This is a genomic window from Marinobacter shengliensis, from assembly GCF_003007715.1.
Taxonomy (GTDB): Bacteria; Pseudomonadota; Gammaproteobacteria; order Pseudomonadales; family Oleiphilaceae; genus Marinobacter; species Marinobacter shengliensis.
Genome location: NZ_PXNO01000027.1, coordinates 24,232 through 48,774, shown reverse-complemented (window position 1 = coordinate 48,774; position 24,543 = coordinate 24,232). Strand labels below are relative to the sequence as shown.

Sequence of the window (24,543 nt, the reverse complement as noted above, 5' to 3'; positions counted from 1 at the left end):
TGTCCTCAAGCGCGGGCTGGTGGAGGCCAAGACAACTACTTGCTACAACTATAGCTCCGTCATAGACATGAAAGTTGTATTTCTCAGTTCGGATGCAGCCCGAAGCACGAGTGCCCTATTGCCTTGAATCTTGATCGCCAGCGGTGCAAATCGGCCCGAATAGTGACGGGACACAGATCCAACGAAGGACTTGACAAAGACGACCCAATGGATCAATTTACCTTGACAAGACTGATCTGGAGGTAGAAAAATGATCGGCCCAAAAGTTATTTAATTTTAGCAACTTACCAGACAAACACTTCACGAATCTGCGCCTTAAAATTCTCTGAGAATGAAGAGGAGAACTAGAGATGGTTGGTCCACGAGTTTATTAGTTTCCGCAGCTTACACGACACATACTGCACGCAGCAGCCTCTGAAGAAGCTCGCAGAGTCATGCGCTCCACCACTGTCGGTAACGGCGTGGTCAACTTGTTCAGGACCGGCATCTTCTCTCACCTCGCCCCGAGCGACTCCGCGTTAACCCCCTAACCGCTGAGCCTGTCTCGACTGTCAATTGCTCAATTTCGTTCGATTTGGCTTTTCCCGCATTCTGATCTTGGCAACAAAACCTCCTTCTTGTAACTATAGTTTTCTCAGGACAATGGGGTTGTACTGCTCCGTTTGGATACGAGCCAAGACCGCCATGCTGCCATTTAAGAGTTCATTCGAGCCGAAACTACAATCTGTCAGATCTGGCCATTAAGCAAGCGAGGATGTCTCCAATGGAAATCACCCGGCAGGCGCTCTACGAGGCTCTCTGGTCGACCCCGAGGAGAGAGCTTGCAACAGCTTGGGAAGTCGACCCAAACGCAATTACTTATGCCAGTAAGCAGCACAACATTCCTCTGCCGAACCCAGGGCACTGGACCTTAGTGTCTATGGGCAAGTCACCTAGCCAACCGTTCCTGACCGGAGACCCCGAAGAAACCGTCGCTCTCGAGGGTAAAATCCGGAAACCGAATAAGAAAAAGCCAACGCCGGATAACCCAAAAGCTCGCATGCAGAGGGCTAAGACGCCTAACCGGACATCCCCTCCTGCGAGCGAACCTGTCTCCGCGAATCAAAGTCCGGCCATGTCAATTTCAGAGACTCTACCAACCGTTCGAAAAGCCTATAAGACCTACTCTTCACCAAAAGCAGCTCGTGATTACAAGTACCAACATGTATTACCAGGTTCAGCCGATGTGATCCGAATAGCCGTCATGCCAGCAATGGTGGAACGAACACTTTTGCTTATGGACGCCATTCTTCGCGAGTTCCAGAGGAATCAGTGGAAAATCCAGATCCCCTCAGAAAGAGATCGAAGTAAGAACTCATTATTTGTGGATGGAGTAGAGATCCTATTCACGATTACAGAGCATCGTCGACAAGAACGAGTGAAGTCTGAGCGCAGGTGGACGACCTGGGAATACCGCTATCACAGCACTGGTACCTTGAGATTCCAATTCGGCACCGGGTCGTGGATGCACGAAATCAAAGACAACAAACACAAAAAATTGGAAGAGCGAATTCCAGAAATCATCGAAGGTGTTTTGGAAGAGGTAGCGCGAGTAAAACAAGTCGAAATTGACCGAAAAAACAGAGAACGCATTGAGAGGTTGGAAAGTCGCCTATCAGACCTGGTGCGCAAAGCTCTTCATTACAACAACCAGTGTGGGCAGAGACTAAACCACGGTATTGCTCAGCACGAAGAGGCCATGCGGATCAGGAGGTTCGTCGGCGCAATCAGAGAAACTAGCTGTCCTGATCAACGTTCCAACGAACGAGAAGATTGGCTGACCTGGTTGGCAAGCAAGGCAGACACTATGGACCCAATAAAAAACCAAGGTTCTTTCGACTTCTCAGTCCCCAAGGGCTTAGTGGCGCATGTCTCTTCAATGATCGATTCAGACCTTGGCGCATATTCACCACTGAAAGAGTTAGATCTAGAGGCTTCAATCTCAAAAATAGTGCGGCGGATCGATCTCCAGGACAGCTGGAAATACAGATAACACTAGTACCCGCGTACAACCGCCATCCAGTGTTCCAAGACGAGTCTGGTCAACCAAGGTTCAGTTCCTGCCGCTGCCCCGAATCACGACACAGGCATAAAATTACGTAACACGTTGACGTTAATGGATTTATCGATTTATAACAATTATTTTTAAAATGTCTAATTTTGAATTACCAATTATTGGAACTTTTGAATCGACAACCATGCGGCCTAGAGCCGTACAATGTCTAAAAAGGAATTAAGAGGGATCAACCGCCCTCAGAGATACTTCTCGATCGACAGCCATGACAACATCCGGGACGCCGCCCGGCGCCAGAATCCGCTCTCGGGTTCCTGATAAACCTCCCCATCCCGGGATTGCCACACCAGACTACCCTGCTCGTTCAGGCTCACCCGCCAGCTGTTCTCCGGCGCCATGGCGCGCTCAATATCTTCGGCTACCGCATGCGCCAGTTGCGGGCTGCGAATCACCAGCACCGTTTCGCCGTTGAGATAGATCGAACGCAGGTTCACGTTGAACGAGCCAATAAACAACGTTTCCCGGTCAAACACCACGGCTTTGGAATGCAGGCTGACCACACCGTTATCACAGGCTTGTTCATTGGCCACCCAACGTTTACAGGCTGGCGCATCAGGGCGTAACTCGTACAGGTCAAAGCCTTGCTCCAGCATGTCACGCCGCCAGCGGGCGTAGCCGGAATGATTGGTGACCAGATCGTTGGTGGCCAGCGAATTGGTGATCGCCGCTACCTTCAGCCCGTGGTTGCCCAGATTGTCCAGCCCGTTCAGCTGCTCGTCTGCCAGAATCAGGTAGGCAGACTCAATCAGAATTTCCTTCCGGGCCGATTCGATCAGATCAAACAGGGCCTTTGCGGTGTTTCGCGGTTTGTCCGCCGGCGCTTCCAGGTCTTCCGGTGGCGGATCGAACACCAGCTCGGCCTCCGCCTTCACCATGTCAGCGAACCACCCTGCCAGCAGGGATTCCGCCTGGCCCCTGCCCTGGGGCACGGGCGCAGCAAAAGGCAGCGGCTCGGTGGTGGCACGGCTGAGTCCGGATAAGCGGTCACCTGCACGCTCCGATTCCGGCAGCTCATACAATTGCCCCAGCGGGTAGGACCACGGGCTTTGCCAGTAGGCCTCAAAGTTATCGGTCATGGCGCCAGCCAGCGGCCCGAGCACCATGACGTCGCGATCCCGGAAATTCAGTTCCTGGTGCTCGTCAAAGTACTCATCGCCAATGTTGCGGCCGCCGGTGATACCGACATTGCCATCCACCACAAAGGTCTTGTTGTGCATGCGCCGGTTGATGCGGTCGAAGTCGGTGATGAACGACAGCCAACGGCCAACGCCCTTGCGGGAAGGAGACGGATTGAAAATCCGGATGCTGATGGCCGGGTGGGCCTCCATCATGGCAAACAGGGATTCCTTGCCGGCCACATTGATGTCATCCAGCAACAGGCGAACCTGCACGCCCCGGTCTGCCGCGGCTACCAGACGGCCAGCCAGGTACCGGCCGCTGGCATCGTCGTTCCAGATGTAATATTGGGCATCAATGCGCTGACTGGCGGTTTCAATCAGGGCGCTGCGAACCACAAAGGCATCGCGGCCCGTGTCGAGCAGCCCAAACGCAGAGAGTCGGGATTCGGGATCAAGGTGCATCCGGCGCTGATCCGTTGTGAAGGAGTCTGCCACCGAGGATACCGCCAAAACCGGGCCATGGTCGACCGGCGGCAATCCCCTTGCGCAGCCGGCAAGCAGCCCCGCAAACAATAACAGGCTCAGCCTGGCGATCAACGGGACTACTTGCCGGGTCAGCATGGCCGGGGGATTCCTTGTCAGCGAATGATAACCAATGGTTTTTTAGCGGTTTTCAGCATGGTTGTGGTGGTACTGCCCACCAGGAACTGGCGAATTCTGGAATGGCCATAAGCGCCCATCACCAGAATGTCGATGTCATGCTCCTCCTGGTACGCGTGCAATGCAGGTTCTACATCCCCGGCGCGAATGGCCAGGGTGATATCAACGCCCAACCCGGACAACATCTGCTCTGCCTTCTTGAGCTGCTCCCAGCGGTCGGCGGTATCCGGGCCAACCATCACCAGGTGCAGGGGCATGCCTTTGAGTACCGGGCTCTGGGCAATCAGTTCCACACCCCGGAAAGCGGTGGGGCTGCCGTCGAACGCCAGCATGGCACTTTTCGGTTCACTATAGTCATCCGGCACCAGCAGGATGGAGCGATGCACACTTCGGATGACGGTCTCCAGCTGGCTGCCGATGTGGATATCACGGTCAGAACTGCTTTCACCGTGCAGCCCCATGACAAACAGGCGGGTCTCTTTCTCAAGAGCCACCAACGACTCAGTCAGATTACCGTGGCGCTGGCGCTTGACGGCCTCCTCCGCACCGGCGGACTTCACCCTGGTTTCGGCTTCATCCAGCATGTGATGGCCGTGCTCCAGCGCCAGTTTGGCCCGCTTTCGGTCCAGTTGCGCCAGTTCGTCCAGCAACTGCTCACGGCTGCCAAGCCCGATGTTGCCCGCCAGATCCGGCTCCGCCGGGTAGCGTTCTTCGTCCAGAACATGCAAAAGCATCAGGGGCGTTTCCATGTGCCGGCTGGCCCAGGCTGCGTAATCGCATACTGCAGGTGCTGCCCGGGAGCCATCGATACAGGCCACTACTCGTAACATACTTGCCTCGCCTTGGTTGTCCGTCTGCTCGTTATTGTGGCTGCGAATGTCGTTCTTTTCATTGCTGTCGATCATTGTCAGTGACCCATCAGACGGTCGACGGCATCCGGCTTATCATGAACACCGAAGCGGTCAACGATGGTGGCGCTGGCCTGGTTCAGGCCAATTACCTCAACATCAGAGCCTTCACGGCGGAACTTGATCACCGCCTTATCCAGCGCAGCTACGGCGGTGATGTCCCAGAAGTGGGCCCGGCTGAGATCTATTACTACATTATCGACTGCTTCCTTGAAGTCAAAGGATTCCAGGAACTTCTCTGACGAGCTGAAGAACACCTGACCTACCACGGTGTAGCGACGGGTCTCGGTGTTTTCATCCAGCTCGGAGGTTACCAGCATGTAGTGGCCAATCTTGTTGGCAAAGAACAGCGCCGCCAGCAGCACGCCCGCCAGCACACCAAAGGCCAGGTTGTGGGTAGCCACCACCACAATCACCGTTACCAGCATCACGATGTTGGTAGACAACGGGTGCTCCCTGAGATTGCGGATGGAATCCCAGCTAAAGGTACCAATGGAGACCATGATCATCACCGCCACCAGCGCGGCCATGGGAATCTGTACCAGCCACTTGTCCAGAACCAGCACCAGAATCAGCAGGAAGACACCGGCGGTGAGGGTCGACAAACGGGTGCGCCCACCGGATTTCACGTTGATGATGGACTGACCAATCATCGCGCAACCGGCCATGCCACCCAACAAACCAGAGCCGATGTTGGCAATACCCTGGCCCTTGCACTCACGGTCACGGTCACTGGTGGTGTCGGTCAGGTCATCCACGATGGTGGCTGTCATCAGCGATTCGAGCAGGCCGACGACGGCCAGAGCTACCGAATACGGCAGGATGATCATCAGGGTTTCAAGGGTCAGCGGCACGTCCGGCCACAGGAAGATGGGCAGGGTATCCGGCAGTTCGCCCATATCCCCAACCGTGCGGATATCCAGGCCCATCACCATGGCCACAAGGGTCAGGCCAACAATACACACCAGAGGCGATGGAATCAGCTTGCCCACGGTGGGGATCAGCGGGAACAGGTAGATAATGCCAAGGCCAGCGGCGGTCATGGCATACACATGCCAGGTCACATTGGTCAGTTCCGGCAACTGGGCCATAAAGATCAGGATAGCCAGTGCGTTCACAAACCCCGTGACCACAGACCGGGACACAAAGCGCATCAATCCACCCAGTCTCAGGTAGCCTGCGGCAATCTGGATCACACCTGTCAACAGGGTTGCCGCCAGCAGGTACTCAAGGCCATGCTCCTTGACCAGGGTCACCATCAGCAAGGCCATGGCGCCGGTTGCTGCCGAGATCATGCCTGGCCGGCCGCCCACGAAGGCGATAATCACGGCGATACAGAAGGAGGCATAGAGCCCCACTTTCGGGTCGACGCCGGCAATGATAGAAAAGGCAATGGCTTCCGGTATCAGCGCCAGCGCGACAACGATACCGGCGAGCAGGTCGCCTCTAATATTGGAAAACCAGTTTTGCTTGAGTGATTGCACCATGATTGGGGATATCCAACTGAACAATGAAAAATAAACGACTGCCATGCACACGGGCACGGGCGGGTGTCAGGAAACCTGAAAAAGAAGTCTGGGCGAGGCCAGTTAAGGGAGCATGAACGCTATGGCGGAAGGATCGTCACGGTTTTGAAAGGCTTCGTGTTGATGAAAGTCAGATTACTGTCGAATCGGGGCGGCGAAGCTTACCAGAAGCGGGACAGGAAAGTAAGGCCGCTCATCCCCTCGCAGCCTTGCACCTCAGCCGGCCTTGCGAAAGGTCAGGTTATACCGGCAGGTTCCGGTCAAAGGGTGGTGGCCCGCTTTGAGTGTCAGCACGCCGTGATAGAACAGCCGGGCCGGCCCTCCCCAAACCACCACATCGCCGTGCTCCAAGGGGATTTTCAGGGGCTTGTCTGATCGCCTCGGCCCGCCAAACTGGAAGGTTATCGGCAAACCGAGGGAAACGGAGACAATGGGCCAGGAGAAATCCTGCTCGTCTTTGTCCTGGTGCAACCCCATGCGGGCGCCGCGCTGATAACGGTTGATCAGGCAGGCATCCGGCACAAATCCCCGATACCCCGCCGCCTCGGCAGAGTTCCGCGCCAGCGTTATAAAGGACTCGGGGATCTCAGGCCAGGGCAGACCGGATTCCGGATCTGTCGACTGGTACCGGTAACCCGACCGGTCTGTCACCCAGCCCAGTTCGCCGGCACAGGTCATGGCGGCCGACATGCTGTGGCCGCCGGGCGTTACCATATGCCGAAACGGCGCTTTGCTGGCCACCTCACCAATGGCCTGCACCAGATCCGGGGCCGTGTTCCGGGCAAACCGGCGCAATACCACAACGCCCTCACCCACCAGTTCCTGCCAGGGTTCAGCATCACTGAAATCAAACAGATCTGTTGTCATAACCTGATCATTTTCATCAACATTCAAAACACCTCGGCGGTCAGGGTCTACACTCAGGATACCTGTTTTCCATTTAAGGCTCGCCCATGCTGCCGAACCGCCAGACCGCACAGGTGTCGCTCGCTTTTCTGATCGCGTCCGCCATCACTCTGGGCATGCTCATTCTCACCCTTGTGCTGGTGGGCCAGAGCTTTCGCGGCATGGAGCAGGCCAAACTAACAGCGGCAGAGGCCACGGCACGGCAACTGGCCACCAGCGTGGATGACCGCATCAACGCCATTACCCAACCGCCCTCCACCGCGCTGGCGGTGCTCCGACATGACCCGTTAACGGCGGCAACCACACTGGATCAGCGCCTTGAGCGGCTGCCGGTACTGGCCGACATCCTGTCCAGCAGCGCCATCGTCAGTGCTATTTACGCCGGCTTTGGCGACGGCGATTTCTTTCTCTTCCGCACCTTGAGCAGTTCAGGGTCCGTGCAGTTTCCGGACGCCCCCACTGGCAGCCACTTCCTGTTGCAAAGCCTCGAACGGGAAGGTGAGCAACGGGTTGGGGTATGGCGTTTCTATGATCAGGGGCTAAACCTGATTGAGCATCGGGTGCTGGAAAGTTATGACTACGATCCCCGCCAACGGCCATGGTATCAGGCAGCCCAGAGCGTCAGCGAACTGCAGCTATCCGCGCCATACGTCTTCTTTACCACTCAGGAAACCGGGCTGACACTGTCTCAGCGGGCCAGTGCACAGCCTTCCACGGTCCTTGGCATTGACGTTACGGTGAATGATCTTGGCGCCCAGCTCGCCCAACTGCGCCAGACGCCTGGCAGCCAGCTCGCCATCATCAATGATCAAGGGCAGTTACTGGCCAGTTCAGAGTTTGAGCAAGAGGCCGGTGCCGTTATCCAAACGGCCCGGCTGCAGCAAACGGAACGGGGCGTCGGCGGTTTTTCCGCAGAGGGGCGTGATTGGTATGGCGTTGCCGTGGCACTGGATGCCCTGCCGGATGAGTCACTGTCGATTGTGATTGCCATTCCCTCTGATGAACTGCTTGCAGAAGTCTGGGCCGCATTGGCCAGGCAAACCCTCATTGCTGGAGCCATCGCCCTGCTGTTGCTGGTCATCGGCTGGTTTATGGGGCGCCAGGTGGGCAAGCCGCTGGAGCAGCTGACAGACAGAGTCAGCCAGCTGTCACGCTTCCGATTCGATACCAAGGTTCGTTCCGAGTCTCACATCCGCGAGGCGTCGCAGTTGAGCATTGCGCTGGACGACATGGCCCATACCATCCGCAGCTTCCAGAACATTTCCACCGTACTGAACCGCGGCCAGGACCTGAACCAGCTGCTGCAGGATATTCTCGAGCAGATCGTTAGTATCGTGGGCCAGAAACGCGGTGCGATCTACCTGTTCAACATTCACGATCACAAACTAGAACTGACCGTGAATGGCGGCCTTGAAATACCCAAGGCACTCAGGTCTATTCCCCCTGCCGCCGATGACAACGAACTGATCCGTATTCTGCGCAGCCACATTCCCGGCCACTCGGTGTTTGCCATTCTCCGCAACCGCCGCCGCAAACTGATTGGCGTGTTGATTATCGAGATCGAGCACGGAGACAAAACAGAACTGAGCGATGATCTGATCCAGTTTGTCGACGAGATTGCCGGTTCTGCCGCCGTTGCCATCGAAACCCGTGAGCTGATCGAAAGCCAGCAGACCCTGCTGGACGGCATCATTCAACTGGTGGCCAACGCCATCGACGCCAAATCACCCTACACCGGGGGCCACTGCGAGCGGGTGCCCAAATTGGCACAGATGCTGGCTGAACAGGCTGAGAGCGCCAGTGACGGCCCGTTTGCACGCTTCAGGATGTCCGAAGACGAACGTTATGAATTCCGCCTGGCCGCCTGGCTCCACGACTGCGGAAAGATAACCAGCCCAGAATATGTGGTTGATAAGGCGGTCAAGCTTGAGACCATTCACAACCGGATACATGAAATCAGAACCCGTTTTGAGGTATTACACAGGGATGCCGACATCCAGTTCCTGAAGGCGTGCCTGGAAGGGAAAGATTCTGACGAGGCGCGGCAACAACGGGATCAGTTGCAAGAAACCCTGCAGGAGGAATTCGCCTTTCTTGCGCGGGTCAATCAAGGCAGCGAATCCATGTCGGATGACGATGTCGCGCGCATTCACCAGACTGGCAGCCGCACCTGGCTACGGAACTTTAACGACCGCCTGGGCTTGTCCGACGACGAACAGCAAGCGCTTGAACACCAGCCAACACCCGAGCTACCCGTTATGGAAACCTTGCTGGCAGACAAACCCGGCCACTTGCGCAGTTGGGGCGACCGTATTCCCCCGGTGCGCAAAGACGATCCCCGCAACCGCTGGGGGTTCGATATGACCTTGCCGGAGCACGCTTACAATCGGGGTGAGCTACACAACCTCACGGTGCGTTATGGCACCCTCACCGACGAAGAGCGATTCAAGATCAACGAGCATATCGTGCAGACCATTTGTATGCTGGATGCCCTGCCGCTGCCAGATCGGCTGGCCAACGTGCCGAGGCTCGCCGGCACCCACCACGAGCGAATGGACGGTCATGGCTACCCCTGCAGGCTGACAGGTGAAAAGATGAGCATTCCGGAAAAAATCATGGCAATCGCTGATGTATTCGAAGCCCTCACCGCGGTAGACCGCCCCTACAAACGCGGTAAAACCCTCTCCGAATCCTTGGGGCTGATGGCGGTTATGGTGGACAAGGGGCACCTGGACAAGGACACCTTTAACCTGTTTTTGCAGTCCCGTATCTGGCTGACCTACGCGCAACAGCACCTGCGGCCGGAACAGATTGATCCGGTGGATGAAAGCCTGTTCATGAAGCTCTGACCAAAAACACGTATATTCTACGGACTGATTTACTCGCTAAGGATATCTGAATGCTGTTCGCAATGATTTTCGGTGGCCTGATCGGTTATGCCTTTGGCCGGTTTCCGGGATTTCTGGTGGGGGCTGCCATTGGCGCATTCCTGTTCCAACGGATGAAAAGCCGGCTGATAGGCAAGATTCAGAGCCTGCAAAACAACTTCGTTGAATCTGTGTTTGCCGTCATGGGCGCCCTGTGCAAGGCCGACGGCGTGGTGACCCGGGACGAGATTCAACTGGCGGAGGCGATGTTTGAACGGTTTCGTTTGAACGAAGAGCAAAAAGCCATCGCCCGGGACGCCTTCAACCGTGGCAAGCAACCGGATTTCGACCTGGACGCGGAGCTCAACCGCTTTTTGCAGAACTCCGGCCGCCAGCCCGCGTTTCTGCAGATGTTCCTGCAGGTTCAGGTGTCGGCGGTGGCCGCGGATGGCCAGGTGCACCCGGCCGAGCACGAGATGCTGGTGCGTATTGCCCGGGGCCTTGGCCTGCCAGAAAGCCAGGTAGACCAACTGGAAGCCATGCTGCGCGGCGCCCATGCCGGGCATGCCGGCGGCAGCCCGAACTACTCCTCGGGGCAGCAGATTGAGGACGCCTACAAGGTATTGGGGGTATCCGCCTCTGCCTCCGATGCCGAGATCAAACGCGCTTACCGCAAGCTGATGAGTGAGAACCACCCGGATAAACTGGCCGGGCGCGGCATGCCCGAGAGCATGCGGGAGATGGCGGAAGAGCGCACTCGTGAAATCAGCCACGCCTACGATGTGATCAAAGACGCCCGAAAACAGGCATCCTGACGACAGACGTCAGAACCAGCGGGGCACCCTTGCCCGGTATACCTCATAGTCCTGGCCAAAGCGCTGAGCCAGGGCTTTTTCTTCCTCTTTTGCCTGGCGGGTAATCACCAGCACACCCGCCACCAGGCAAACCAGCGAAAACGCACTGGGCAATGCCAGAAAAAAGCCCAGCTGCCCGGTCATAACCGCCAGAAACAACGGATTTCGGGAATAGCTGTAGGGGCCTTGAGTCAGCAGCCTGGCCTTATCTGCAGTGGGTGCGATACCGGAGCGCCAGTCTTCGTGCATATACGCCTGCAGGTAATTCACCGCCGTGAACGATGCCAGCAGTAACACCGCACCGGCCAACAGAACCGGCCCGTGATACAGCCAGGCAAATACCCCGAGCCAGCCATCCAGGTCGACAAAAATCCGCGCCAGACACACCAGAAGAATCGCCGCCCGAAAGACATTGAAGATGTGGCGATGCCACCAGGTCGCTTTACCCCGGGCACCGTAATGAATGTGACTGAACCCCATACGGGCGTATAAGCCCAGTGTTCTGGCGGAGAACTGCAGGCCAATCATCAGAAAAAAGATGCCGAGAAACGTTCGGACAGCGGGTTCAATCAGATCCATTTATGCATTCTGGTTCAACAGGTTGGCTATCAGCTTACTGTCTGATTCCGGTTATTGAAAGTGATCAGAATCAATCACCCGTTCGCTGGTTTTAACGGAGCATGTGACGCGATACCCAAAATGACATGCCATCACGTTTTCAGGTGAGTTATCGTTAGACGATCTGATCAGTCTGGAGTACACCATGCAGTCCGAACACCAAGGTCCATTCCATTGCTTTCGTGATGATGCCATGGGTGAGGATGACGCAACCGCCCTGGCGGCGCGCATTCGTGCTGGTGAAGTGTCAGCGCTGGACGTCACGAAAGCCGCCATTGAACGGGCTGAAATGGCACAGCCGGTGATCAACGGACTGGTTGCCACGGATTACGACCGAAGCCTTTCACTTGCCCGGAGCCTCGAAAAGCCTGAGGCCCCGTTTGCCGGTGTGCCCACGTTTATCAAAGACAACACCGACGTTCAGGGCCTGCCAACGCGCCATGGCTCGGCGGCCGTGCCCAGCAATACCGCCAGCAAAACCAGCCCGTTCGCTGAGCAGATGCTGGCACAGGGCTACCTGTGTCTGGGCAAGAGCACGCTGCCGGAATTCGGCTTTAATGCCACCACCGAGCCAGCCCATGGCGCCGCCACCCGTAACCCCTGGAATCTGCAATATTCCTCTGGCGCCTCCTCGGGTGGCGCTGCGGCCCTGGTGGCCGCCGGCGTTGTGCCTGTGGCCCATGCCAACGATGGTGGCGGGTCTATCCGAATCCCGGCGGCCTGCTGTGGGCTGATTGGGCTGAAACCCACCCGGGGCCGTGTGGTGGATAACGAGGCCGCCAAAACCCTGCCCATCAATATTGTCAGTGATGGAGTGGTCACCCGCTCTGTACGGGATTCCGCAGGCTTCATTGCAGCCGCGGACGAGTATTTACGCAACCCGGCCCTTCCCCGGGTGGGCCATGTGCAGGGTCCGTCAGGAAAGCAGCTGAGGATCGGAGTGGTTCTGGACTCGGTGACCGGCCACAAAACAGACCCGAAAACCCGCAAAACCGTGGAGGCCACCGCGCGCTATCTCGAGAAACTCGGGCATATCATCGAGCCGATGGATGCGCCCATTCCAGCGTCTTTTCCGGACGACTTTGCACTGTACTGGGGATTGCTGGCCTTCGGCGTGAAACTGCAGGGGCACAAGTTGATGCACCCTCAGTTCGATAAGCGGCAAGTTGACGGACTGACCAACGGCCTGGAGAGAATGTTCCGGAAGAAACTCTGGAAATTGCCTGCGGCGCTCTGGCGACTCAAGCGCTCGCAGCACGACTATGCGCGGCATATGTCCCAATACGATGCCGTGCTGACCCCGGTACTCGGCCAGACGACACCGCCACTGGGGCACCTGAGCCCGACAGTGCCGTTTGACCAGCTGTTTGACAGGCTGACCCGGTACGTCTGTTTCACTCCGTTAGCCAACACCACCGGGGCACCGGCCATCTCCGTACCCATGGCACTCACAGACGCGGGCCTGCCCGTTTCCGTTCAGTTCATGGCTCGACACGGTGATGAGCGCACCCTGCTGGAACTGGCTTACGCGCTTGAAGCCGACCATCCGCTGCCCCTCATCTCACGCCTGGGCGATATTCGCTATGCGGGTGATGTGGCACTGATGGCCTGACCCTGATGCCGGTTAGCCACTACCCGGTTTCTGCCCTGCCCCTTGGCCTCGTAGAGTGCCTCGTCGGCGCAGGAAAAGATGTCCTTGGTGGCATCGGCACGGGAAGGTGACACACTGCACACGCCAATACTGACGGTCAGGTGGAGCATTTCACCGGACACCCGGAAGGCGGTCTTCTCGATTTCCTTCCGAATCCGCTCTGCTACGCGCTCGGCACCATCTCCGGGAGTATCCGGCAGCAGTACCACAAACTCTTCCCCGCCATAGCGGGCAGCGAGATCCTGGGGGCGCGTCACGTGGCGCTTGATGCACTGGGCCACCATTTTCAGACAATCATCACCCACCAGATGGCCGTAGGTATCGTTGAATTTCTTGAAGTGATCAATATCCAGCACCAGCAGTGACACGACTTCCTCAAACCGGTAGGCATGAACAACCGATGACTGGAACGCCTTGTCGAAATGCCCCCGGTTTTTCAGGCCCGTTAGCGGGTCTGTGGCATTCAATTCCAGCAACTGCTCGTTCAGGGTTTCCAGATCTCGGGTACGTTCCTGCACCCGCTCTTCCAGCATGGCGTTGGCCTCCTGCTGCACCCGCAGCGACTTCTCCTGAGCCAGGCGAGCCTTGCGTTCTTCACGCAGGAGCCTCTGCTGCGCGGCAAATGAACGCTTCTTCTCCCGGTTCAGGCGGTCTGCCAGGGCCAGTGAGAGCAGGATGACACCGAGTGCCGAGCCCACCTGAGTGGCATTCTCTGTCAGCAGGTTGCGCGGCAGGAAGGTGAACTTGTTCAGGGCCAGTACAATTCCCCCAGACAGCATGAACACCCAGGCAACGGTGTAATAGCGAGCCGCCGGGTCTTTCTTGATCCAACGCACCACGCTCAGCACCAGCATGGTCGAACAGCCCACCGCAGCGATCAGAATGGTGGGCAGAATCATGTGCTTGTAGGGAATAAACAGACCTGCCCCAGCCATCAGGCCAGCGGCCATGATCATCGCCATGGTCCACCGGTTCAACAACGGGTGATTCTCACGGGTAACGCTGATAAAGCGGATACTGAAGGCCCCACCAAATACAATCACCAGATTCAGAAACACAATAATGGACTGATCGTTCCACCAGGTGCCTTCCGGCCAAAGGTACTGGAAACCAACCCCGTGAAGACTGGCCAGAAACAGGGGCATGGTGGTGATGTAGCCAACGTAATAGAGAAAACTGCGCTCGCCGACGGCCATGAACACAAACAGGTTGTACAGGATCATCACCAGGACAATGCCGTAATAGATGCCTTCGAGCATACTTCGGCCCTGGTCTGCCGCATAAAATGCATCCCGCTCCCAGAGTGTCAGTGGCACCTGCATGGAGCTGGTGGTTTCCACCCGGAGGTATACCGTAACTGTTTCATTGGCTGGCAACAGCAAAGGCACAACGAAATTACGGTGGTGAATTGGGCGGTCGTAGAAGGGCCGTTTGTCGCCGAGCAGCAGGGGTTCCTGGGCGTCAGGGAGATAGACCTCGATGTGGTCCAGCACCGGGTAACCGATTTCCATGAAATTGACGGCTTCCACTCCGGCGACATTGGTCACGCGGAAACGAAACCAGTAGATGTCATTGCCATAGCCGAAGTTTGGGCTTTCACTGCTGCCACCGGTCCAGGCCCCATCGGGTAACTGGGACACCTCAGCAAAAGAGACTGGCCCGCTCTCCAGCCAGTAATCCACGTGCGGGGCCAGCTCCAGACGCTTCGAGTGCTTGTCCCAGATGGCAGCCTCTGCCAGCACTGACGATGGCAGCAAAAGACTGAGGGCAAGAATGAGCAGTAACGAGAGTCTTGGCACAGTGGGCCTCGGGTATAAGCGTTTAGTGTAGTTATGTGCTTATCAACGAGTATGCACCAAGCTTGGGCGCGGCGCCTGCCACTTCTACCAATCGACGCAAAATGACAAAAAAAGATACACAATGGTTATTAATCAAACACTTTTGACAAATTGTTAAATTGGTCATCAGGAAAAATTTCAAGTACGCGCAGGAAGTTCTGCTGCGGGCTCGAAACCAGTGTAAGCGGTTTACCGGTAACCGGGTGTTTCAGGGATAAACGGGTGGCCGCCAGCATCAATCTGCCCTCGCCAAACCGCTCGGCAAAATACCGGTTATGGCGCCCACGACCATGGTTGGCGTCGCCAATAATGGGATGGTTGATGTGCTTCATGTGGCGCCGCAACTGATGCTTTCGGCCGGTTTTCGGGTATAGCTCCACCAGGCTGTACCGGCTGGAGGGATAGCGTTCAATGGCCACCGGGATCTCAGTGGTCGCCAGCCTTCGGAAGTGAGTGAGCGCTTCCCGCACAGGCTGTTCGGCTCCACGTAAACGCCGGTCTTCCGGCTCATCTTTCAGCGGGTGGTCAATCACCCCGGTCTCGGGCGCCCACCCCCTCACCATCGCCAGATACGTTTTCTCCACCTCACCCGCCATCATGGCCTGCCCAACCAGCCGGGCAGTCTCCGGATCTCTGGCAAACAGCAAAACACCCGAGGTAGGCCGGTCCAGGCGATGCACCGGGTAAACATGCTCGCCGCCATTCAGCGCACGGGCGTATTGCAGGGCAAACTCGGTTTCGTGTTTGTCGATGGGGCTTCTATGAACCAGAAGCCCCGCCGGTTTGTGGACCGCCAGCAGCCACTGATCGCGATAAAGTTCGACAAGAGGGTTGTCGGCGAATGTCATCAGGACTCCCGACCGAACAACGCCCTAACCCGCTGGCCGGCTTTCTCACCCAATACCAGCAACGCCGGCGTCAGGAGCAATGTCAGCAGGGTGGCAAAGGCAAGGCCACCGGCAATGGCGCTGGACAGCTGTGTCCACCACTGCGTTGAAGGGGCGCCCAGCCCGAGCGATGGCTCCAGCAGGTTGACGTTGACGCCCAGCACCATGGGCATCAGGCCCAGAATGGTGGTAATGGCAGTCAGCAGCACCGGCCGTAAACGCAGGCAACCGGTTTCCAGAGCGGCCTCGTAGGCGGCCTTGCCCTCCTTCTTCATCTGGTTGAAGGTATCAATCAGGATGATGTTGTTGTTCACCACAATGCCCGCCAGGGCAATGATTCCCATACCCACCATCACCACCCCGAAGGACTGGCCGTTGACCAGCAAGCCCAGCAGCACGCCGGCGGTCGACAGCACAATCGCCGACAGGATCAGGAAAGTCTGGTAGAGGGAATTGAACTGGGTTACCAATATCAGCAGCATCAGGCCCACGGCCACCAGGAACGCTGTGGTCAAGAAAGTGGCCGCCTGCTGCTGGTCTTCGTTTTCGCCGGCGAAGCGAACGCTTACCCCCTCGGGCGGCTCTGGCATTTCGGCCTGCAGGCTGCGCAAAACCTCATCCATGCGTCGGCCCGGGGCAACATCGGATTTGATGGTGATGGTGCGCTGGCCGTCTACCCGGACAATGGAGCCGGTTTTATCACCCGGTTCGAGGCTGACAAATTCCGACAGTGGCACCTGGCCGCGCGGGGTGTGGATGGTCTGGCGTTGCAGGTGGTCCAGCTCCCGCCAGTTGTTTGGAACCCGCACGGCAATGTCGACTTCATCCCGGACATCTTCCGGCCGGTAGGTGGCCAGCACCAGGCCATTGGTGACCAGGCGCACGGCACTGCCTATACTCAACACGTCGGTACCGAAGCGGGCCGCCGCTTCCCGGTCTACCTGCAGGCGCCACTCGATACCCGGCAGGCTGCGGTCATCCTCGATATCGGCGAAGCCACCCAATGCTCGCATCTGCCGCTGAATCTCATCCACATACTCATTCAGCTCGTCACTGTTCATACTGCTGACCTGAAGCTCTATGGGCTTGCCCTCTGCCGGGCCACCTTCCTGCTTGCGAAACTCCAGCTCGATACCAGGGATATCCCTGGTTCGTTCTCGAAAATCCTCCAGAATGTCGGTGGCGGTGCGGCGGGTAAACCAATCGTTGAACTGGAACTGCAAAACCCCGATGACATCCGGCGCCAGCTGGCTGCTGGTTGACAGCATGGAACGCGCATACAGAGCTTTTACTTCCGGCATATTCTGCAAGCGCTGCTCCACCTGGCGCACAATGGCGTCTCTCTCCCACACAGACAGATCGCCCCGGGCGCGCACCTGCACCTGGGCAGAATCCGGTTCCACGCTGGGGAAAAATTCCACGCCGTGGTTGAAACGGCCATAGGCCGCGTAGATCAGGATAATCACTCCCAACGCACCCAACAGGGTCAACCCCGGGCGGCGCAGTAAGGTGCCAAGGGTATTGCGGTAAATGATCATGAACCGCCCTTCCGTGGCGTCCTGGTGCACACGCCGGCCGCCACTGACACCGCCCATCACTGGCAGGAACACCAGAGCCATGGCCAGCGAAGCGATCAGACAAATCAGCACCGTCATCGGCAGGAACTTCATGAACTCGCCCACAACTCCAGGCCAGAACAACAGGGGTACGAACACCGCAAGCGTGGTGGCGGTTGAGGCTATAACCGGCCAGGCCATTCGCGAGGCTGCTTCTACCCAGGCGGTTTTCACCGGCTGACCATCGCTGAGGTTCCGATCCGCCAGCTCAGACACCACAATGGCGCCATCCACCAGCATGCCCGCTACCAGAATCAGGCTAAACAGCACCACGATATTGAGGGTCAGCCCCATACTCCAAATCACTAGAATACCGGTCAGGAATGCGCCCGGAATGGTCAGACCCACCAGGAACGCGGAGCGGGGCCCCATGGTGGCAATGACTACAATGATGACCAGCACGATGGCGGTCATCACGTTGTTCAGGAGGTCAGACAGAATATCCCGAACTTCATCGGACTGATCCATGATGTAACGAATGTCCAGAGTGTCTGGCAGACGTGGTCTGGCATCGTCGATCAGCGCGCGGATTTTCTCGATGGTTTCAATGATGTTGGCGCCTGAGCGTTTGGACACTTCCAGCACCAGTGCCGGCTCGCCGTTAATTCGAGCAAAACCGGTAGGGTCTTTGAAGGTGCGCTGCAGCATGGCCACATCGCCAAAGGTGACCACCGAATCGCCGTCTACCTTCACCGGCATCGACATCACATCCTCGATGGTTTCGATCACTCCCGGTACTTTCAGGGCCATCCGGCCATTGCCGGTGTCCAGGGAGCCAGCGGCAACCAGCTGATTATTGCGCGTGACCAGAGAGGCCAACTGGTCGAAGTCAATGCCGTAGCTCTCCAACACCTGGGCATCCACCACAATTTCCAGAAGATCCTCGCGGTCACCGCCAATGTCGACTTCCAGAACTTCCGGAATCGCTTCGATGGCATCCTGCAGGCGACGGGCAATGGTGATGAGCTCACGCTCGGAGAGTGGGCCAGACAAACCGATCGACAGCACGGGAAACAGGGAGACGTTGATCTCATTTACCCGGGGCTCGTCGGCTTCCTGGGGCAACTTGGTGCGGGCTGTGTCCACCTTTTCTCGGACATCCTGCAGCGCTTTGTCGGGATTGAAGCCTGCATCGAACTCCAGCATCACCGAGGCGTGACCTTCCGAGGCATTGCCCCGCATCTCCTTGATGCCCTCCAGAGATCGCAGTTCCTGTTCCATCGGCCGCACCAATAGCCGTTCGGCGTCTTCGGGGCTGATGCCCTCCAGGGTCATGGATACATAGATCATGGGTATGGTGACGTCAGGGTTGGATTCCTTGGGAATCGCCTGATAGGCCGCCATGCCGCCCAGTAACAGAAACAGGAACAGCAACAAGGTGGTGCGGCTGCGGTCCATGGCCGCCGAAATCAGCGCTCGCATGGCCGTTAACCCCGCCGATCCGAGCGATCAACGGGCTCGACCTGTTCACCCTCGGCCACAAAACCGCCACCACGGGTAATCAGGCGAATCCGCTCCGGCAGGCCAGACACCCAGGCACCGTTGGTGGATACGCTCAACAGCTGAACGTTCTGGAAGACCACAGCGTTGCTGTCATTCACATACTTCACGCCGGGCCGGCCGTCATCGTCCAGGCTCAGATACGCCGGTGAGATAAAAATCGCATCCTGCTCGGGCAACCGGATATTCAGGTTGGCGGTGCCCCCGGCCGCGCGTTTCTGTTCGGGATTCTCCACTACAATTTCAACGGCAAAACTGCGGGTTTCGGGGCTTGCCGCGCTGGCAACAAAACTGACCACGCCGGCCAGCCGTGTGCCATCCAGAAGATTAACCTCCACGGCCTGCCCCGGCTGAACAACTTTCACAGTTTGCTGTGGAATCCTGCCGGTGGCTTTCAGCCGGTCAATCTGCACCAGCTCCAGCATCGGCGTACCCACCTGCACCAGATCGCCCTGCTCCACATCTTTACGGTTAACCACGCCGTCAAACGGGGCCTCGGGCCGAAGGTGCCTAACCGCAAGTTCCGCAGCCGCCAGCTCCGCCCGGGCCGCCGCCAGGTCACTCTGCAGCCTGAGAATGTCGGTCTCCGCCGCCAGGTTGTTGGCCCTCAACCGGCGCGCGGCGGCAAGATCAGCCTCCAGCTTTTGAATGTTGGCGCGCCAGCGCTCTACAACGGCGTCCCGGCCATCAACAGACAGCTGCAACAACTCCTGCCCGGCACGAACGCTTTGCCCCAGCTCTACCTGCATTCGCTCAACCGTGCCGGCTACCCGCGCACCCACCATCACCGAACGCCAGGGCTCAAGCTGGCCCTGTAGTTTCAGGGTTGGTTGGTAACGGGTTGCTTCAAGGGTCTCAATTTCAACCCGAATCCTATCTGCATCCTGCACCTGTGGCTCATCCGGTGCCTCTTTACTGGCTACCTTTACATCGCCAGTCGCCATCCAGACAACCAGCAGCACAAGTATCAGAAGTGACAGCCCGAGAGAGCCCAATTTTGCTTTCGTCATGTAACACTCGCCACGGAATCGTTCTTATTGGTGGCCCTGACAACCCACGCTCGGCGGGCGAGGCCACATTTCCGGCAATAAACGGTTGCAACCGGATTTAAACGTGGGTTAGATTCTACACACATTGTTTGAATCAATTCAGAGCAGACTGTCGATTTTATGAATCTCAACGCAATGGTTGTCATCGTGAAGCTAGTCCTGGTGGTCGTGGTACCGTCCGGGGGCTTTTGCGTGGACAATCGGGTGAGATAGCGACAACCTGACAAAGACACCAGAAACCCCCGGCACCGAAAGGTCCCGGGGGTTTCTTTTTTTGCGGCAAAGAAAAAAGGGAAAAACGAGCATGAACGGCGCACAGCACATTCTTGAAGCGTTCCACCGCCACAACATCCATACCGTATTCGGCTATCCGGGTGGCTGCATCATGCCGCTATACGATGCCCTGGTGGACGATGTGGGTGTGGAGCACGTGCTGTGCCGCCACGAACAGGCGTGCGCCCTGGCTGCCGATGGATATGCTCGGGCCAGTGGCGAGATCGGCGTTTGCATTGCCACCTCTGGCCCCGGCGCCACCAACCTGATCACCGGCGTTGCCAATGCCTATATGGATTCCATCCCCATGCTGGTGATCACCGGGCAGGTTCCATCCGGATTGATTGGCACCGATGCCTTCCAGGAAACCGACATTCTGGGTATGACCCTGGGCATCGTGAAACACAGTTACCTGGTGGACGATGCCGAGGCCCTGCCCGCCATCATGGAAGAAGCCATTAACCTGGCCCAGAGCGGCCGGCCAGGACCGGTATGGATTGATATTCCCAAAGACATTCAGTTAACGGAGATCGAGGCGCCGGCTGCTGCAACCTGCGCTCAGCCAGATCCGCTTTGCCCGGAGATTTCCGACGCCCTGGCCATGCTTTACTCAGCCAAACGCCCCCTGCTCTACAGTGGCGGCGGCGTATCTCTGGGCCGTGCTGAAGACAGCTTCCGTGAATTTGCCAACACTTCTGCCTTGCCGGATGTTGTGACCCTCAAGGGGATTGGCAACCCGGGCAAGAACAATCCTCACAGCCTCGGCATGTTGGGCATGCACGGCTCCCGGGCGGCCAATAAAGCGGTTGATGAATGCGACCTGCTGCTGGTTATCGGCGCCCGCCTGGACGACCGTGCCACCGGCAAACTGGACGGCTTCGCGCCCAACGCCCGGATGATTCACATCGACGCCGACGCCGCCGAGATCAACAAGCTGCGCCCGGCAGACCTGGCCCTGCGGGGTGACCTGAACCGGATATTACCTGCGTTCACCGAGGCTTTGAAGGAAAAGCCACTGGCCATTGCCCACTGGCAAAAGCAATGCAGAACCTGGCACACCACCAGCGGCTTCCAGGCGGCGGACAACGAGGAAGCCCTGGCGCCGATCACCGGCCCCGCGTTTATCCGCCAGCTTTCACGGATTACGCCGGATGATACGGTCATCGCCTGTGACGTTGGCCAGCACCAGATGTGGGTTGCCCAACATTACGAATTCGACCACCCACGCCACCATCTGACCAGTGGCGGCCTGGGCACCATGGGCTTCGGCCTGCCGGCGGCCATTGGCGCCCAGTTTGCGAATCGTCGCGGCACGGTCATCAATGTCACCGGTGATGGCTCGTTCATGATGAACGCCCAGGAGCTGGCCACCATTCGCCGCTATAACCTGCCGCTGAAGCTGATCATTCTGGATAACCAGTGTCTGGGCATGGTGCGCCAGCAGCAGGAGTTGTTCTACAACAACCGGGAAAGCCACATCAATCTGGACGACAACCCGGATTTTGTGGCTATGGCGCGGGCGTTTGATATCCCGGCCCTGCACATTGAGCGCACCGATCAGATTCGCCGGGGCATTGAGACGATCCTGGCTTACGACGGCCCGATGTTGCTGCACGTGGCCATCAGCCGGGAGGAGAATGTCTGGCCGATTGTGAAACCCGGCGCCAGTAACCGAGAGATGATTGACGAGAACCGTCGCACTTCCACCAGCAAGGAGCACGTAGCATGAGCGCGCAAGCACAAACAGCGTTACCGAGTTATACCTTGAACTGTCGGATGAACCAGGAGGCGGCGGCGCTGGAGCGGCTTTGCCAGGTGGTTCGGGTTCGGGGGTTCCAGATTTCGCGTATGTCTATGGAGTCTGCCGATGACTACCTGGATATCGCCCTGACCCTTTCCGGCAGTCGGCCTATTGCCATGTTACGCTCTCAGTTGGAGAAGCTGCATACGGTTGTGGATGTGGGCCTTCAGGAACAGGCGGCTTCGGCTCGCGCTGTTTCTGCCTAAGGGTCTGCTTGGGCTCCCAGACTTCCGGTTGTGGGGGCGGGCTTGCGGGGTGGCTGTTGGATTTTTTTTGGAAAAACAACTCGCTTCGCTCAGACATCTTTTTCCGGCAAAAAATCCAACAGCCACCCCGCGCCGACGGGCAGTTCTGGTATAGGGATTTTTGCCTGCGGCGTTTGTTGGAATTGTTGCACTTCTGGGTTTTGTGGTTTTTGCTGGTTGGATGACTTTTCTTTTGATGGGAGGCACTTTTATGACCACGGACAAACGACGTCGTTATTCCGCACCGGTGGTGGATGGTATTAACAAGTCTGCCAGTCGCGCGATGTTGCGTGCGGTGGGGTTTCAGGATGAGGACTTTCGGAAGCCGCAGGTGGGTATTGCCTCTACCTGGAGTAATCTGACGCCCTGTAATATGCACATCGACGGTCTGGCCCGGGAGGCGGCCAAGGGTGCAGATGCAGCGGGAGGCAAGAGCCTGATTTTCAATACCATCACGATTTCAGACGGCATTGCCAACGGCACGGAGGGGATGAAGTATTCGCTGGTGTCGCGGGAGGTGATTGCGGACTCTATTGAGACTGTGGCCGGTTGTGAGGGTTTTGACGGGCTGGTGGCGATTGGTGGCTGTGACAAGAACATGCCGGGTTGCCTGATGGGGCTGGCGCGGCTTAACCGGCCGTCGGTGTTTGTTTACGGCGGTACCATCATGCCCGGTGAGAATCACACCGATATCATTTCGGTGTTCGAAGCGGTGGGTGCCCATGCCCGCGGCAATATGGACCTGATTGAGGTGAAGCAGATCGAGGAAACCGCCATTCCGGGGCCGGGTTCCTGTGGGGGTATGTACACGGCCAATACCATGGCCTCGGCCATTGAGGCCATGGGCATGAGCCTGCCGGGCAGTTCGGCGCAGAATGCGGTGTCTGACACCAAACTGGCTGACTGCGAAGCCGCTGGTGCAGCGGTACTGAAGCTCCTGGAAGCAGACATCAAGCCTTCCGACATCATGACTCGTGAGGCTTTCGAGAATGCTATTACAGTCGTCATTGCCCTGGGCGGTTCCACCAACGCGGTGCTGCACCTGCTGGGCATGGCCAGTACCGTAGGTGTGGAGTTGTCGCTGGATGACTTCGTGCGCATTGGTAAACAGGTGCCGGTACTGGCCGATTTGCGCCCGTCTGGCCATTACATGATGTCGGAGCTGGTGGCCATCGGCGGTATCCAGCCGTTGATGAAGATGCTGATGGAGCGGGGCCTGCTGCACGGCGACTGCATGACGGTGACCGGAAAAACCCTGGCTGAAAACCTCGCGACAGTTACCCCCTACCCGGAAGACCAGCAAATCATCCGGGCCTTTGAAAACCCCATCAAAGCAGACAGTCACTTGCGCATTCTGTTTGGCAACCTGGCGCCGGAAGGCTCCGTGGCGAAAATCACCGGCAAGGAAGGCACCCACTTCTCCGGCAGGGCACGGGTATTCCATTCAGAAGAAGAAGCGCAGGAACGCATCCTCGACGGTACCGTGGTGGCCGGCGATGTGCTAGTGATCCGCTACGAAGGCCCCAAAGGCGGCCCCGGCATGCGGGAAATGCTCAGCCCAACTTCCGCCATCATGGGCAAGGGCCTGGGCAGCGATGTTGCCCTGATCACCGACGGCCGGTTCTCCGGCGGCAGCCACGGCTTCGTGGTTGGTCACATCACCCCGGAGGCGGCCGTTGGTGGGCCGATTGCTCTGGTAGAAGATGGCGACACCATCACCATTGATGCAGTCAACAACTCCATCATCCTGGAGATCTCCGACGAGGAAATGGAGAAACGCCGCCAAGCCTGGACGCCGCCCGAGCCAAGATTCACTCGGGGTGTTCTCGCCAAGTATGCCCGGGTGGTCAGCTCTGCATCTACGGGGGCCGTTACTGACCTGCCCTAGTCCCGCTTGGGCTGCTAGCCTTCCCGGTTTGCGGGGTGGGTTTGGCTTGGGCTCCTAGCCTGCTGGTTTTACCGGTACCGTCTGGCTTGGGCTCCCAGCCTTCCGGTTTGCGGGCGGGCTTGCGGGGTGGCTGTTGGATTTTTTTTGGAAAAACAACTCGCTTCGCTCAGACATCTTTTTCCGGCAAAAAATCCAACAACCACCCCGCGCCGACGGGCATTGGCG

16 protein-coding genes are annotated in these 24,543 nt (G+C 57.7%); 7 read left to right on the top strand and 9 right to left on the bottom strand.

The window, feature by feature from the left end; translation table 11 throughout:
• Positions 1-763 precede the first annotated feature (763 nt).
• Complete coding sequence (locus tag C7H10_RS13455; protein WP_106695302.1) at positions 764-2,032, top strand: hypothetical protein; 1,269 nt, start codon at positions 764-766, stop codon at positions 2,030-2,032.
• Between the two features lie 260 nt (positions 2,033-2,292).
• Here C7H10_RS13455 and C7H10_RS13450 read toward each other — a convergent pair whose 3' ends face one another.
• The 4 genes from C7H10_RS13450 to alkB all read right to left on the bottom strand — a co-directional run bounded on the left by C7H10_RS13450 (position 2,293) and on the right by alkB (position 7,192).
• Positions 2,293-3,852, bottom strand: coding sequence for a phospholipase D family protein (locus tag C7H10_RS13450; RefSeq protein ID WP_244178284.1), 1,560 nt, complete (start codon positions 3,850-3,852; stop codon positions 2,293-2,295).
• Between the two features lie 17 nt (positions 3,853-3,869).
• Entirely contained in the window at positions 3,870-4,721 is an 852-nt protein-coding gene (locus C7H10_RS13445; protein WP_244178329.1) for a universal stress protein, read from the bottom strand.
• Between the two features lie 77 nt (positions 4,722-4,798).
• Complete coding sequence (locus C7H10_RS13440; RefSeq protein ID WP_106695300.1) at positions 4,799-6,286, bottom strand: SulP family inorganic anion transporter; 1,488 nt, start codon at positions 6,284-6,286, stop codon at positions 4,799-4,801.
• 255 nt (positions 6,287-6,541) lie between these two features.
• A complete protein-coding gene (gene alkB / locus C7H10_RS13435; RefSeq protein WP_106695990.1) occupies positions 6,542-7,192 on the bottom strand; it encodes a DNA oxidative demethylase AlkB in 651 nt (216 codons plus the stop codon).
• A gap of 86 nt (positions 7,193-7,278) precedes the next feature.
• Between alkB and C7H10_RS13430 the strand changes: the two genes are divergently transcribed.
• Complete coding sequence (locus C7H10_RS13430; RefSeq protein ID WP_106695299.1) at positions 7,279-10,080, top strand: HD domain-containing phosphohydrolase; 2,802 nt, start codon at positions 7,279-7,281, stop codon at positions 10,078-10,080.
• A gap of 50 nt (positions 10,081-10,130) precedes the next feature.
• The gene (gene djlA / locus C7H10_RS13425) at positions 10,131-10,913 is read left to right on the top strand and encodes a co-chaperone DjlA (protein ID WP_058093084.1); all 783 of its coding nucleotides are present in this window, start codon (positions 10,131-10,133) and stop codon (positions 10,911-10,913) included.
• A 9-nt stretch (positions 10,914-10,922) separates the two neighbouring features.
• On the opposite strand, the gene C7H10_RS13420 is transcribed toward djlA, so the two are convergent.
• The gene (locus C7H10_RS13420) at positions 10,923-11,531 is read right to left on the bottom strand and encodes a methyltransferase family protein (RefSeq protein WP_106695298.1); all 609 of its coding nucleotides are present in this window, start codon (positions 11,529-11,531) and stop codon (positions 10,923-10,925) included.
• A 184-nt stretch (positions 11,532-11,715) separates the two neighbouring features.
• Here C7H10_RS13420 and C7H10_RS13415 point away from each other — a divergent pair, with 184 nt between their 5' ends.
• On the top strand, positions 11,716-13,182 hold the full coding sequence (locus C7H10_RS13415) for an amidase (RefSeq protein WP_106695297.1): 1,467 nt from the start codon (positions 11,716-11,718) through the stop codon (positions 13,180-13,182).
• On the opposite strand, the gene C7H10_RS13410 is transcribed toward C7H10_RS13415, so the two are convergent.
• The 4 genes from C7H10_RS13410 to C7H10_RS13395 form a co-directional block, all read right to left on the bottom strand.
• Positions 13,152-15,020 carry a sensor domain-containing diguanylate cyclase gene (locus C7H10_RS13410; protein WP_106695296.1) on the bottom strand — a complete coding sequence of 623 codons (1,869 nt, stop codon included), beginning with the start codon at positions 15,018-15,020 and terminating at the stop codon, positions 13,152-13,154. The genes C7H10_RS13415 and C7H10_RS13410 overlap by 31 nt on opposite strands.
• Before the next feature lie 128 nt (positions 15,021-15,148).
• Positions 15,149-15,907, bottom strand: a complete 759-nt coding sequence (locus C7H10_RS13405; protein WP_106695295.1) for a pseudouridine synthase — start codon at positions 15,905-15,907, stop codon at positions 15,149-15,151.
• Positions 15,907-18,984 (bottom strand): efflux RND transporter permease subunit, encoded by a 3,078-nt coding sequence (locus C7H10_RS13400; protein ID WP_106695294.1) that lies wholly within the window; start codon positions 18,982-18,984, stop codon positions 15,907-15,909. Before C7H10_RS13400 ends, C7H10_RS13405 begins: the two co-directional genes overlap by 1 nt.
• Positions 18,985-18,989: 5 nt before the next feature.
• Positions 18,990-20,072, bottom strand: coding sequence for an efflux RND transporter periplasmic adaptor subunit (locus tag C7H10_RS13395; protein ID WP_106695293.1), 1,083 nt, complete (start codon positions 20,070-20,072; stop codon positions 18,990-18,992).
• A 343-nt stretch (positions 20,073-20,415) separates the two neighbouring features.
• Here C7H10_RS13395 and ilvG point away from each other — a divergent pair, with 343 nt between their 5' ends.
• The 3 genes from ilvG (at position 20,416) to ilvD (ending at position 24,318) form a co-directional block, all read left to right on the top strand.
• Entirely contained in the window at positions 20,416-22,113 is a 1,698-nt protein-coding gene (gene ilvG, locus C7H10_RS13390) for an acetolactate synthase 2 catalytic subunit (RefSeq protein ID WP_106695292.1), read from the top strand.
• Positions 22,110-22,391, top strand: a complete 282-nt coding sequence (locus tag C7H10_RS13385; RefSeq protein ID WP_106695291.1) for an ACT domain-containing protein — start codon at positions 22,110-22,112, stop codon at positions 22,389-22,391. The genes ilvG and C7H10_RS13385 overlap by 4 nt, the downstream gene beginning before the upstream one ends.
• 250 nt (positions 22,392-22,641) lie before the next feature.
• Positions 22,642-24,318, top strand: coding sequence for a dihydroxy-acid dehydratase (gene ilvD, locus C7H10_RS13380; protein ID WP_106695989.1), 1,677 nt, complete (start codon positions 22,642-22,644; stop codon positions 24,316-24,318).
• The last annotated feature ends 225 nt before the right edge of the window (positions 24,319-24,543 follow it).

Coding starts and splice junctions, on each gene's coding strand:
- C7H10_RS13455 (WP_106695302.1), top strand. CDS start 764: ATGGAAATCACCCGGCAGGCGCTCTACGAGGCTCTCTGGTCGACCCCG.
- C7H10_RS13450 (WP_244178284.1), bottom strand. CDS start 3,852: ATGCTGACCCGGCAAGTAGTCCCGTTGATCGCCAGGCTGAGCCTGTTA.
- C7H10_RS13445 (WP_244178329.1), bottom strand. CDS start 4,721: ATGTTACGAGTAGTGGCCTGTATCGATGGCTCCCGGGCAGCACCTGCA.
- C7H10_RS13440 (WP_106695300.1), bottom strand. CDS start 6,286: ATGGTGCAATCACTCAAGCAAAACTGGTTTTCCAATATTAGAGGCGAC.
- alkB (WP_106695990.1), bottom strand. CDS start 7,192: ATGACAACAGATCTGTTTGATTTCAGTGATGCTGAACCCTGGCAGGAA.
- C7H10_RS13430 (WP_106695299.1), top strand. CDS start 7,279: ATGCTGCCGAACCGCCAGACCGCACAGGTGTCGCTCGCTTTTCTGATC.
- djlA (WP_058093084.1), top strand. CDS start 10,131: ATGCTGTTCGCAATGATTTTCGGTGGCCTGATCGGTTATGCCTTTGGC.
- C7H10_RS13420 (WP_106695298.1), bottom strand. CDS start 11,531: ATGGATCTGATTGAACCCGCTGTCCGAACGTTTCTCGGCATCTTTTTT.
- C7H10_RS13415 (WP_106695297.1), top strand. CDS start 11,716: ATGCAGTCCGAACACCAAGGTCCATTCCATTGCTTTCGTGATGATGCC.
- C7H10_RS13405 (WP_106695295.1), bottom strand. CDS start 15,907: ATGACATTCGCCGACAACCCTCTTGTCGAACTTTATCGCGATCAGTGG.
- C7H10_RS13400 (WP_106695294.1), bottom strand. CDS start 18,984: ATGCGAGCGCTGATTTCGGCGGCCATGGACCGCAGCCGCACCACCTTG.
- C7H10_RS13395 (WP_106695293.1), bottom strand. CDS start 20,072: ATGACGAAAGCAAAATTGGGCTCTCTCGGGCTGTCACTTCTGATACTT.
- ilvG (WP_106695292.1), top strand. CDS start 20,416: ATGAACGGCGCACAGCACATTCTTGAAGCGTTCCACCGCCACAACATC.
- C7H10_RS13385 (WP_106695291.1), top strand. CDS start 22,110: ATGAGCGCGCAAGCACAAACAGCGTTACCGAGTTATACCTTGAACTGT.
- ilvD (WP_106695989.1), top strand. CDS start 22,642: ATGACCACGGACAAACGACGTCGTTATTCCGCACCGGTGGTGGATGGT.